The sequence below is a fragment of the Brevundimonas sp. FV1ps31S genome (genome assembly GCF_058681265.1).
Genome location: NZ_CM178735.1, coordinates 1369601 through 1381628, shown reverse-complemented (window position 1 = coordinate 1381628; position 12028 = coordinate 1369601). Strand labels below are relative to the sequence as shown.

The window sequence follows — 12028 nt, the reverse complement described above, 5'->3', positions numbered from 1 at the left end:
GCTGAAACCTGTCTACCGACGGCTGATGCGTCGCCTCGCGGTGCGCCGGAACGTCGTCTTCGCGCCGGATCTTCAGGTCGGGGCGGGTTGTTTCATCAACGCGGTCGACGGGCTGACCATCGGTCGCGAGGTCGCAATCGGCACGAACGTCTGGATATCCTGCAACGGGACCATCGGCTCGGGCGTCATGATCGCCAGCCAGGTCGGGATCGTCAGCCGGTACGAGCATGACGCCGGCCAGATCGGCGTACCGATCTCCCGGGCCACGACCCTGGGCCAACCGGAATCGAGACCGCGCGATGTTCGCGACGCGGTCCAGATCGGCGACGACGTCTGGATCGGCTTCAATGCGACCATCCTCAGCGGCGTCACCATCGGCCGGGGCGCGATCGTTGCCGCCGGCGCCGTTGTCAGCCGGAACGTCGAGGCCTATGAGATCGTCGCTGGAAATCCCGCCATGCGGATCGGCGAGCGGTTTTCACCGGACCAGCAAAAAGAACATCAGCGCCTTCTGGACGCCCGTCAGACCTGACGGTTCATTTCAGGCGCTGCTTCTCATACCGGACGGAATTCACGGCGATCGATACAAACAACGGCAGCCCGATGACGAGCGATAACACGCCCAGCGTCACGATCGGCGAGAAGATCAGGCCGCTGGCTACGGCAATCAGCACGCCAAGCACGACGATGATGGCTGATACTGCTGACAGCCGGTCTCCATCTAGAACGAGATAGGCAACCGAGGCATAGGCTTTCTGGGCGATTATCGCGGCTAAGAAGATAAAGATCGGCAGGGTGATCAAGATCGATGTCGGCGGCGCGAGGTTCATGACGCGCGGTAGATAGACATAGCCCACCAACACCATAGCGACCCCCACGCCCAGGCCGTAGAGGATGGCGAATCCTGTCAGAAGGCGGGAGATCATGCGCCGCTTTTCGTTACTGAAGCCGGGCCAGCTGACAATGAGATAGTTGCCGAGCGGAAACAGCAGTAGCAGCACGGGAGCCAAGAAGGCTTGAAACAGGCGGCAGACCGTACCGTACCAGGCACTGGCTGCCGGGTCACTCACCGCTGCCATCCAGACTACGCTGAAGTTCAAGGCGCCCATCAGTGCGCCGTCTGCGATCGCGACAACAATGGCGCGGGAGCCGATATGCCGCAAAAGGACGGGGCGGCCGTGTAAGAGATACGGCCGTTGCAGGATCAAGGCGACGCCTGTGCAAAGACTGGCAACGATCATCGGCCCTTGCAATGTCATGGCGGCGATGACTGGAAACGCCAACATCGGTACCGCGAAAAGGGCTGCAGTGTAGATGCACACCTGCGCCACGAACTGCAATGTGGCTGTGACATAGTGCTCGTTATAGGAGCCACGGATATTGTCGAATGTGTTGAAAAGGATGGCGGTTAGGCCAATCACCACGATTACCGCCGAGCTCATCCCCGCGTAGCCCGTCAGCCAAACGACGATAGCGCCCGTCATGATGGGAACCGCTATAATCAGCGCCAGAAGAAACTGACTGACGGCAGCGTTTGCTTCCTTGTCCGGAGCTCGCTCCGCCTGTGCCTCTCCCATGGCGCGTCGGCCGATGACGCCCAAGCCATTGAACGGTATAGAGAACAGCCCGGCTAATGCTAATGCCGCCAGAAAGGCGCTGTAGGGACCGACGCCTAGAGCGCGATGGATGATCGGCAAAAGGACGAGGGTCGCAATCAGTCCCGGAGCTTTGGCCAGCACATTGGCCAGCAATGACAGAACTAGCTTTCCACCGTGGCCCGAAAGCCGGGATTTCAAGCTCACCATGCGACCGATATTGCTTCGTCCCGTCCCACATAGTGAATGGGCGTCGTAGCGCCAGTGGGCTGCTCAGCCTGTATCTGGGTCTTCAGCCAGATACTGGGCATATTCCCCAAGAACGCGGCCCAGCGCGAATAGGTTGAGTTTGAACCCACCAGAAGACTCGCTCCGGCGAGTGCATACAGGTCGCCCAGATCCGACCCGGTTCGCAACAGCGTAGCGCCTGCCTCTAGCAGAGGAGCGAGTTCCTCGGCCCCACCATCAGACACGACATGAACCGGTCGATTGGGGTGGGTGCTGAGCAGGTGCCGCACGACACCAACGTACCAGCTTAGCGGAATACGCAGATTGTTTACCGCCCCGGATGCCAGAACTTCTTCTGTGGGAGGTTGCCCGAAATCACCAAGCCTGACGTGCAGGGCGGCGTAATCGCCGCCGCCCCAACGATGATCGGCCGGCGGCTGGTCCGTCGCGATTTCGAGCAGGCGCTTCCTGATCATCTCACGATCGTCTTGCAGGCCTGAGAAGGTGAAGGGATCACAAGTGACGTTCCACACCCCTTTGATCCCGGCTGCGGTCACCGATTGGGGCGCATTGATTGTCCCCGACCGTCGACAAAGGAGCCAGGCCTTTTCTAGTCCCTGGACTTCCTTGGGGTGACGACGAAAGAGACGCCAATACCCCCGTTCGCCGCCACGCAGCCGCAGGAGGCGGCTAGGCTTGATAGATTGCCAAGCGGGGGAAATCACGCGTCCGCCAGTTAACTGCGCAAGAACCACCGCATTGAAATACGCAAAGAACCCATTGCCGAGGCCCGCGCCCGATACGCGCACAAATCCCAGGTCAGCGACGGCGCCAAGGACGGGATAGAAGACGGGTTTCATCTCATTGCACCTGTGACCGGCGCATCGGACGCCTTGCCGGACGATAATCCCGCGCGATTCTCACGCTTAGCATCTGGTATGCGACGGCAGTGACCACCGTCACGAACAGCGCAATGACGGCGAACGAGAAGCCAAATCTCCACAAGGCGAAACCAGCGAAGAATCCGATGGCCGGATAAACCTGCCCGAGACGCCTGGTGGCGTCGAAGAGACTCCCAACGACATACAGGCTCAAAGCGAAAGCGAGCGGCCATAAGTAATAGAAATTGGCGTACACCTCACCGAATAACGTGGAGTTCAGGGAGAGATGCTGATGGTTCTGGATAAGCTTGCCAAGTATCGTGCCGAACGGGGGCGGTTTACCGTCCCACCACGAATTGGGAATGAAGAACGTTACCGATCGGACCACATAGGTTGATCCCCACAGTGGAGACAGAGTGTCAGGCACCGACGATATGACGCTTTTGAGAACTGACAGGTTTGACGCCTCGAAAATCGAATTCAGCATCAGCGGGATCGAGTTTGCATCACGTCCGACGGAGATTGTGGCGACCCGGAAAGCGCTGGACGCTCCTGAAAGGCTCGCACCATTGAGCAGCGCTACGCCCCGGAATACCGTCCAGAAGCTGCTAACGAAAGTTATGATCGGGGCCATAAACAATGCTGCCGGCACCAGAATGATGGGCTTTGGTCTGTATACGTACAGCGCTGTGATAATCAGATAGACGAACGAGATTCTGTTGAAAGTGATTGCCGTATCAAACAGCGCCAACCCAAGCCCTATAATGAACACCTGACGGCGAGCGAGACGGCCCGAAGCAATGAGGGAAGCTAGAGCAGCAAAGATCGCGATCTTGTATACGTTTTGAAAGTTGCTGATGATGACGAAAAACGCGTTTCCCGCCGCCATCTCATTGGCTTCGACCCAGTGGCCGCCCGCACTTCGACCCGAAAGCGCAAAAGTGACCACCGAAGTCGTCACATACAAACCTACGATGAATACCAGCAGACTCAATCTTGGTGGTCGCAAGTTCGTGATCGACCGCTCTACAGAACCCGGCATCCTTGTCAGGGCGCTGAGCATGATGACAATCAGCCACCCAACGAAGACAACCGCTGTGGTCGAAACATCATCCAGTATTTTATACTGTGGAGCTCTCAACTCTCGCCACAGAAACAAATCTTGGCCAAAAACTGAGAACCAAAGAGGAACTATCAAGTAAAAGCAAGCGCCAACAAGCAATCCATCAAAGAAGGAAATACTCGCTAGTTTAGTTTTGGCAACTAAATAAATCGTCGCGCCGCTCAGCAGCGTCAATCCGATGACGATTAACGCAGATACTATTGCAGACATAAGCGCAGGATTCCTTCGGCCATCGTCACGCGGCCCCGGTGACGGTCAGGAAGGTCCGGTAGGTGTCACGCACCCCGTCCTTCAGCCCGATCCGGGCCGACCACCCCATGGCCTTCAGCTTGTCGCCGCTCATCAGTTTGCGCATCGTCCCGTCCGGCTTGGTTGGGTCGGTGCGGATCTCACCATCAAAGCCCACAACCTCGCACACCAGCTTCGCCAAATCGAGGATGGCGATATCCTCGCCCGAGCCGACATTGACGTGCTCGAAGTCCGAATAATGTTTCATCAGGAAGACGCAGGCGTCGGCGCAGTCGTCGGCGTGCAGGAACTCGCGCCTCGGCGCGCCCGTGCCCCAGATAGTGAGGTGGTCGGCGCCGGCGACCTTGGCTTCGTGCGCTTTACGGATCAGGGCGGGCAGGACGTGGCTGGTGTTCAGGTCGAAATTGTCTCCAGGTCCGTACAGATTGGTCGGCATGGCGCTGATGAAGTCGCAGCCGTGCTGTTTACGATAAGCCTGGGCCAGTTTGATGCCGGCGATCTTGGCGATCGCATACCATTCGTTGGTCGGCTCCAGCGGGCCGGTCAGCAGGGCGTCTTCCGGGATCGGCTGGGGCGCCAGCTTGGGGTAGATGCAGCTGGAGCCCAGGAACAGCATCTTGCCGACCCCGTTGCGATAGGCCGCTTCGGTGACGTTCGCCGCGATCATCAGATTGTCGTAGAGGAAGTCGGCCGGATAGGTGTCGTTGGCCAGGATCCCGCCGACCTTGGCCGCCGCCATGAAGACGGCGTCGGGCTTTCTGTCGGAGACGAAGGCGTTGACCTCTGACGGGTTCTTCAGATCGACCTCGGAGCGGGTGGCGGTGACGACCTCGCAGTTCTCGTCGGCCAAGCGGCGAACGATGGCCGAGCCCACCATCCCGCGATGGCCGGCGACCCACACCCGCTTGCCCGACAGCGGGAAAATGACCTCACTCGGCATTGCGCCGTTGCTCCCTTGCGACGACGACCAGATCGGCCGCGACCATCTCGGCGCACAGCGCCTGCCACTTGGTCTCGTGAGACCAACCAAGCTGGCGCTGCGCCTTGGACGGATCGCCGATCAGCAATTCGACCTCGGTCGGACGGAAGTAGCGGGGGTCGATCTCGACATAGACACGCCCCGTTGCGACGCAGATCCCCTTCTCGTCGATCCCCTCGCCTTCCCAGCGCAGGGTCACGTCGATCTGTTTGAACGCCTCGGCGACGAAGTCGCGGATGAGGGTGGTTTCGCCGGTCGCCAGAACATAGTCGTCCGGCTCGTCCTGCTGCAGCATCAACCACATGCCGCGGACGTATTCCCGCGCATGACCCCAGTCGCGCCTCGCGTCGATATTGCCCAGAAACAGCTTGTCCTGATAGCCCAGCTTGATGGCGGCGGCGGCGCGCGTGATCTTCCGCGTCACGAAGGTCTCGCCGCGTAGCGGGCTCTCGTGGTTGAACAGGATGCCGTTCGAGGCATGGACGCCATAGGCCTCGCGATAGTTCACCACGATCCAATAGGCATAGAGCTTGGCGGCGGCGTAGGGGCTCCGGGGATAGAAGGGCGTGGTCTCCGACTGCGGGACCTCCTGCACCTTGCCGTACAGTTCGGACGTCGAAGCCTGGTAGAACCGGGTTTTCTTCTCCAGCCCGAGTATACGGATCGCCTCGAGCAACCGCAGCGTCCCGGTCCCATCCGCATTGGACGTGTACTCAGGCGTCTCGAACGACACCTGCACGTGGCTCTGGGCCGCCAGGTTGTAGATTTCGTCGGGCTGAACCTGCTGAATGATCCGGATCAGGTTCGTCGAATCCGTCATGTCGCCATAGTGCAGGACGAAGCGCGGATGCTGCTCGTGGGGATCCTGGTAGATATGGTCGATCCGCCCCGTATTGAACGAAGACGACCGACGCTTCACGCCGTGAACCGTATAACCCTTCTCGAGCAATAGCTCCGAGAGATAGGCGCCGTCCTGCCCCGTCACGCCGGTGATGAGCGCAACCTTGCCATTCGAGTCCGTAGCCATGCATCCCCCCGGTGGTCGGTTCCCCCTTGGGCCGACAGACCTATGATAACAATGTCTTCTCATCGAAGCGATTCAAATTGCTGCGCCGCACATCACGAGGGCGCCAGTCGCGACGACTTAGTCCAAACGAAGCAGATCGGCGTCCATTCCAACACTATTGGCCGTCGCCCGGAGCTGAATATAGGCGCCGAGGATATGATAGAGGGAACTGGCGGGCGCCGGTTCATCGATGAAGCGGTCGTCCTCAAGGAGTTTGTCCCGCCACAGTCCGTCCGGCGTCAGGTAGCGCCACAGGGCTCTCTGGGCCGCCGCGGCGCTTTCGAGCAAGGCGGTTCGCTCCCCGTCTTCGCTCAGTTCCGCCAACAACAGGGCCGACTTCATCCACTCGGTCTGCGGCCATAGCCGAGCCCGACGGCCGATCACCGCGCCCGCGTCGTCCATCGCATCGACGGCCACCTGTCGCCGCACGGCGATCCCCGCTTCTCCATGGCCATGCAGACGACGGGCGGCGTTGATCGCCGCCGGATCGCCCCGCGCCCGACCATAACGGGCCAGAAGCCAGGCCCATTCGAACTGGTGTCCAGGTTCGACCCGCCGACCGTCTTCGCCGACGGCGGGCGACCAATCGGGCGCGAAGAATTCGCGAAGACACCCGCGCTCGGGATCGATGAACCGGGTCAGGGCCAAGGCGACGATCCGGTCAGCCAGTTGCGTCCAGCCGACGTCGCCGCCGGTCTCCTCCCACGCCAGACAGGCCTCCAACAGGTGCATGTGGGGGTTCGATTGGTAGGGCTGGGCGTCCTGTTCGATCAGCCCGCCCTCGGCCGGGGCCTGGGCCAGCAGGAGGTCGCGCACCTGACGGGCGACGGCGGCGTGGTCGCCTTGGACGTCGGCGCGCGACGCGGCGGCCCGCACCAGCATATGGAAGGTTTGGTCATAGAGCAGGGCCGTCTCGTCCAGAGGACGGCCCGTCTCATCAAGAAGCGTCCTCATCAGCCCGTCGCTGCGTAGATAGTGGGCTTCCAGGCACGCCAGGCCTTGACGCACGATCCATCGCCACGGCCCGTTCCAGCCTTGGCGACCGGCCTCGCAGAAGACGAAGACCTGGCGGCCCTGCACCCGCGCGCGCCGTTGAGACGCAATGGGCCGGCCATCCAATGCGAGCAGTTCCGCAAAGGCGCCGCTCTCGGCCTGACCCGCGGCGCCCCACAGCGGCAGGGCGCGCAGACGCAGCCAGTCGGCGAACCGCCGGCCGCCCTCTGCCAGTCCTTCCGGGGCCCTCGATGGAAAATCGAGATGCTGCGGCGACGCCGTCTTCATCCGCTCGACGAGTTTCTTGACATCCTGACTGCGGCTCAGGTCGCAGACCAGCACCGCGTCGCGCTCGGCGATTATGGCGAGGTTGCGGACGCCGATGGCGGCGACCATGATCCCCTCAGGCGCACGCGCCATACAGGCTTCGGCGTCCTCGAACAGGAAGGCTCCAAGGTCGCCCTCCCCCGTCGCCGCCACCGCATCCCAGGCTCCAAGGTCCGACCATGCGAAGTCGACCGCCAGGACCGAGGCGCGCCGGGTCTTTTCCATGACCGCATAGTCGATGGAGATCCTCGGCGCCGTCGAGAAGATCGGCGACAAGACGGCGAGGTCGCCGCTTGCCTCCATCGGAAGGGCGGCCGTCGCCGCAGCGGCGACGGACGGCGCGAGGCTGCGTAACTCCGCCAGCAGGGTCTCGGCCGAAACGATGAAGTTCCCGCTGTTCCACAGATAGCCGTCGGCGATATGGCGTTCGGCGGTCTCGGCGTCGGGTTTCTCGACGAAAGCCTTGACCGCCGACAAGCCGTTGCCGGACGGGGCGATATAGCCATAGGCCGAAGACGGCGTATCTGGCCTGACGCCCAAGGTGACGATGCGACCCTCACGGGCCGCCGAGGCCGCCTCCAGGGCTGCGGCGCGGAAGGCGTCATGATCGGGGATGTGGTGGTCTGACGCCACGAAGACGTTGACCCCTTCGGGGTCGATCCGAGCCGTCCAGGCCGCCGCAGCGGCCATGGCGGCCGCTGAATCCCGCGCCTCCGGCTCCAGCAAGATCTGGCCTTGCAGCCCGAGTTCCGCCATCTGCTCGACGATCGCGTCCCGATGGGCCACGCCGCCGACGATGATCAGGCGGCCCCCGCCGTCGCACAAGGGCGCGACCCGCAAGGCCGTCTCCTGAAACAGGGAGCGATTGCCCGACAGCGGAATGAACTGTTTCGGGCGCGACGGGCGCGACGCGGGCCACAGCCGCGTCCCGGCGCCCCCGCACATGATCACCGGATAGATCCCCATGGACGCCAGATTGCACGACGTGTTGCACTGCAAAAGCCCAGGGAAGGTTGGGCCTCAGCTTTGGAGATCATTGTTACAAGTTTGCCGCATCGCCGATCGAGACCGGCGCTCGCCCCCAAGAGGCTCAGCGACGGATCGGCGGCGACACGGGGTCATTCGCCAACGCCCCTGTGACACCCACCCACAAAGGCATTTCGCCGTCCGGCCGCTCATCTCGCTTCACTTAGCGGGACAAGCCCCGCGCCAAGGCTTGGACGTCGCATTGTCGGTCAGACCGGGACCGCCCCCATACGAAAGGCGAGGCGCCGGTCAGAACGCCATCATCGCCATGAGGGCCAATACGCCCCAGACCGCGACGGAGGCGGCGGCCGTGAGGCCATAACCGACCGCGGCCGGGTGGATCCGCGTCTTGGCTTGCGCCAACGGGTGTGCTGGATTTTCGGCCCAATGGGTCATGGCGGCGCCTCTTCGATTTGTCGACGTTAGGTCCTCCCGGTGTCTGCCAATCTAAAATGTAGGGTTAATCGAACGATTCCTATGCCCCCTGGACCAAGCCCGTCCGCCCGCGCGGGCCGCTTCGAGCGGCTCGAGGGCTGCGGATCGATCCCTCGCCTCTTTTCCCGCCTTCGGTCGAACCCACCCGGGCGGGATCGCATGGATGAGACCACCGAACAAAAGGCTCCGGCTCGCGCCTTCCGCGACAAACCATCCGACCGCGCTCGCCGCACAGCTCCGTCGGCCGAAGCCGGCCGGACATCGGCGTGTGGCAGCCGAGCCGGCGACCCGGCGGCCCGGCTCCTGTCTTCCGTGATCGGAGAATGTACCGAACCGCGATCCCGCGAGTCTGCTCCAGGACCGCAAGGGACGGCGGGGCTCCGATCCGGCACGGCACGGCGATGTCTTCGTGCTCGCCGATCTGTGTTGTTCGAATATCACGGCGAAACCGTCATTTAGATACAAGTACAGATTGATCTTGCACCGCAGCATTCAGTGCGTTTTAACGACTTGTTAGGGGCGATCTTATGGTCGCGAGGGATCAACATGTTCGACACGACGTCGTCAGGCGCATCGACATCGGCCCTGTATATCGCGTCGGCGACGTCGCGCCGGATGGTTCTGCCCTGCCTGCCTTCGATGCGCGCCACCCCTTCCCGTCGCCAATTTTCCGCCGGGCTCAAGCGCGCGTTCGACATCGGCCTGGCGCTCGCCGTCCTGCTGATACTGTGCTGGGCCTTTGCCGCGATCGCCGCCGCCGTCGCCCTGACCTCCAAAGGTCCGGTCTTCTTCCGGCAACGCCGCACCGGGCTGAACGGCGAGACCTTCACCATCTACAAGTTCAGGACGATGACGGTCGTGGAGGACGGCGAGGCCGTCGCTCACGCGCGCAAGGACGACGCACGCGTGACCCGGATCGGCGCCAGCCTGCGCCAGACGAGCCTCGATGAACTGCCCCAACTGATCAACATCCTGAAGGGCGACATGTCGTTCGTGGGGCCCCGCCCCCATGCCTTGGCCCACGATCGGCACTACGGGTCGCTCATTCCCAGCTACGCCGAGCGTTTCAGGGTCCGCCCCGGCCTCACCGGCCTCGCCCAGGTCTGCGGCTTCCGCGGCGAGATCCACTCGATCGATTGCATGGTCCAGCGGGTCGACGCCGACGTCGAATATGCGAAGCACTGGTCGTTCCGAGAGGATCTGAAGATCATCCTCTGGACCATTCCCATGGTCCTGCGCCGGACGAACGCCTACTGAGGGGAAGCTCCCCGCAGCCGGCCTCCGCACGTCCGGCAGGTCTAGACACCCAAATCCCCGCCGCCAAGACCGCGCCGGCCTCTTCGCCGAGGCGCCGACGCGCCGCGATCTGAATACGAGCCCCGAACGCGCCGTGAAGGACTGACACTCGCCGGGCCGCATAGGGTGTCGTAGGACGCTCCGTCTGCCTCCCCAGATCGCAACCCTATCGCGACCAGATCGCGACCAGACCTGCACGACGGGGCGCGGCCCTCGTCCGCCGGCTCAAAGCGCCCCCTGATCCGGTCGGCACGCCCGCCCCTGCATTCTCCCGAGCCAAAGACCCGCCCCTCGGCGGAGACTAGATGTTCGGCGCCCATACCTAGTCATAAAGTCTTTCCGCCAATTAACCTTACCGCCTGAGAAACCAATCTCCAACACACTGTAGTAACGGCGTTCATAAGTCGGATTTTATACTGCTGCTGTCAATGTCTCCACTCGAACGGAGACATGTTGATGCCAAATCGGAGATCACTTCTTCACGTTGCTGCATTGGCCGCATTGACGGCTGCGGCCAGCGGTCACGCCTGGGCGGCCGATCGCGGCCCGGCCTTCGGCCCCGACGCGGGAATGCAGCTTGGCGCGCCGGCCATGGCGCCCAGCGGGTTTCTGGACTTCTGCCAGCGCAGTCCCGCCGACTGCCGGACCTCCGCGTCCGACCCCGCCGACCCCGCCCTCGTCGCCCGCCGCGCCAACAGCCTGTACTGGGCCAGTGTCTTCCACACGCCCGCGCCGGCCGCCGGCCCCGCCGCTACACGACCGTCGCCGCCCCGCAGCGGCGGCTACGACTGGAGCCAGGTCTTTGGCCCCGCCCCGGCCCAGCCCCAAAGTCCGCTCCGCCCCCAGAACCCGCCGGCCTCCGCGACCCAGCGGTCCGAGACCGCCGCCGCCCGGGCGACCGCCGCGCCCGCCGTTCGCACGCCCCTGCCGGACGCCGCCGACAGCAGCCTGATCGTCGCCCTCTCCCGTTCGCCGGGCCGCAGCCTTCCCTGGGCGCGTCCGAGCCTGACGCCGGCCCCGTCCGTTCCGGTCGCCCCCGCCTTGGCGGGGTCGACCGCGCGCTTCAATCCCATGGCCCGCGTCTTCGCCGCCTACGCCGTCGCCGAGACCCCGCGCCCAAACGCCGAAACCAATGGGGTCTGGCCCCAAGCGCGCCCGTTCGCCGAACGGTCCGACCGGTTCGACCGACGCATCCTCTCCGCCCTGCCGCGCCCGGCCCTGGTTGATCCCTCCCCCAAGGGCCGGCTCGTCGTGACGCCGAAGCCCCCAACCCTGACATCCCCGACCGATCACGACGACGGGGTCGCCCCGACATCGGTCGATCTGGATCGCCAGACCTGGGCGCGCGTCAACACCATCAACCGCAGCGTCAATCGCCAGATTCGCAGCGCCTCCGACGTCGCTGTCTATGGGGCCGAGGACTATTGGCAGGCGCCGGCCAAGGCCGGCGCGAGGGGCGATTGCGAGGACTATGTGCTGGCCAAGCGCGCGGCCCTGATCAAGGCCGGCGTGCCCGCCGCCGCCCTGTCGATCGCCATCGTCAAGACGCGCTGGGGCGAGAGCCACGCCGTCCTGCTGTTGGCCTCGACGTCGGGCGAATACGTCCTGGACAATCTGACGCCGTGGATCTCGCGGTGGGATCAGGTCGACTACGAATGGCGCGAACGTCAGGCGCCCGGCAAGATCTTCGAATGGGTCCAGGTCGTGTCAAACCGCGCCTAGACTCTGTCGGCTCCGCACCGGACGCCGGTTTCGTCCCCGCCAGGAGACCGGGAAATTTTGACGGGCGGGGGCCGCGCGCACTATAGGGTCTAGACCTTTCCGCTCGAA

Annotated in this window: 10 protein-coding genes; 3 read left to right on the top strand and 7 right to left on the bottom strand. The window is 63.4% G+C overall.

The window, feature by feature from the left end; all coding sequences use genetic code 11:
* The first annotated feature begins 25 nt into the window (after positions 1-25).
* Entirely contained in the window at positions 26-532 is a 507-nt protein-coding gene (locus ACVPT3_RS06430) for a DapH/DapD/GlmU-related protein (RefSeq protein WP_492043330.1), read from the top strand.
* A 4-nt stretch (positions 533-536) separates the two neighbouring features.
* Here the strand turns inward: ACVPT3_RS06430 and ACVPT3_RS06425 are convergent, their stop codons facing one another.
* From ACVPT3_RS06425 to ACVPT3_RS06395, 7 genes are all read right to left on the bottom strand, one after another.
* Positions 537-1805: a hypothetical protein gene (locus ACVPT3_RS06425; RefSeq protein ID WP_492043859.1), complete on the bottom strand. Its 1269-nt coding sequence runs from the start codon at positions 1803-1805 to the stop codon at positions 537-539.
* The gene (locus ACVPT3_RS06420; RefSeq protein WP_492043329.1) at positions 1799-2683 is read right to left on the bottom strand and encodes a hypothetical protein; all 885 of its coding nucleotides are present in this window, start codon (positions 2681-2683) and stop codon (positions 1799-1801) included. Before ACVPT3_RS06420 ends, ACVPT3_RS06425 begins: the two co-directional genes overlap by 7 nt.
* A gap of 1 nt (position 2684) precedes the next feature.
* Positions 2685-4001, bottom strand: a complete 1317-nt coding sequence (locus ACVPT3_RS06415) for a hypothetical protein (protein ID WP_492043328.1) — start codon at positions 3999-4001, stop codon at positions 2685-2687.
* Positions 4002-4062: 61 nt separating this feature from the next.
* A complete protein-coding gene (gene fcl, locus ACVPT3_RS06410) occupies positions 4063-5016 on the bottom strand; it encodes a GDP-L-fucose synthase (protein WP_492043327.1) in 954 nt (317 codons plus the stop codon).
* The gene (gene gmd, locus ACVPT3_RS06405; RefSeq protein ID WP_492043326.1) at positions 5006-6082 is read right to left on the bottom strand and encodes a GDP-mannose 4,6-dehydratase; all 1077 of its coding nucleotides are present in this window, start codon (positions 6080-6082) and stop codon (positions 5006-5008) included. The genes fcl and gmd overlap by 11 nt, the downstream gene beginning before the upstream one ends.
* Positions 6083-6199: 117 nt before the next feature.
* Positions 6200-8407: an AGE family epimerase/isomerase gene (locus ACVPT3_RS06400; protein WP_492043325.1), complete on the bottom strand. Its 2208-nt coding sequence runs from the start codon at positions 8405-8407 to the stop codon at positions 6200-6202.
* A 309-nt stretch (positions 8408-8716) separates the two neighbouring features.
* Positions 8717-8863: a hypothetical protein gene (locus tag ACVPT3_RS06395; RefSeq protein WP_492043324.1), complete on the bottom strand. Its 147-nt coding sequence runs from the start codon at positions 8861-8863 to the stop codon at positions 8717-8719.
* Positions 8864-9397: 534 nt separating this feature from the next.
* Here ACVPT3_RS06395 and ACVPT3_RS06390 point away from each other — a divergent pair.
* A complete protein-coding gene (locus ACVPT3_RS06390; protein WP_492043323.1) occupies positions 9398-10159 on the top strand; it encodes a sugar transferase in 762 nt (253 codons plus the stop codon).
* 531 nt (positions 10160-10690) lie between these two features.
* Positions 10691-11920 (top strand): transglutaminase-like cysteine peptidase, encoded by a 1230-nt coding sequence (locus ACVPT3_RS06385; RefSeq protein ID WP_492043322.1) that lies wholly within the window; start codon positions 10691-10693, stop codon positions 11918-11920.
* Positions 11921-12028 lie beyond the last annotated feature (108 nt).

Excerpts from the sequence above, each read along its gene's own strand:
- ACVPT3_RS06430 (WP_492043330.1), top strand. The coding sequence starts at position 26 with ATGCGTCGCCTCGCGGTGCGCCGGAACGTCGTCTTCGCGCCGGATCTT.
- ACVPT3_RS06425 (WP_492043859.1), bottom strand. The coding sequence starts at position 1,805 with ATGGTGAGCTTGAAATCCCGGCTTTCGGGCCACGGTGGAAAGCTAGTT.
- ACVPT3_RS06420 (WP_492043329.1), bottom strand. The coding sequence starts at position 2,683 with ATGAAACCCGTCTTCTATCCCGTCCTTGGCGCCGTCGCTGACCTGGGA.
- fcl (WP_492043327.1), bottom strand. The coding sequence starts at position 5,016 with ATGCCGAGTGAGGTCATTTTCCCGCTGTCGGGCAAGCGGGTGTGGGTC.
- gmd (WP_492043326.1), bottom strand. The coding sequence starts at position 6,082 with ATGGCTACGGACTCGAATGGCAAGGTTGCGCTCATCACCGGCGTGACG.
- ACVPT3_RS06400 (WP_492043325.1), bottom strand. The coding sequence starts at position 8,407 with ATGGGGATCTATCCGGTGATCATGTGCGGGGGCGCCGGGACGCGGCTG.
- ACVPT3_RS06395 (WP_492043324.1), bottom strand. The coding sequence starts at position 8,863 with ATGACCCATTGGGCCGAAAATCCAGCACACCCGTTGGCGCAAGCCAAG.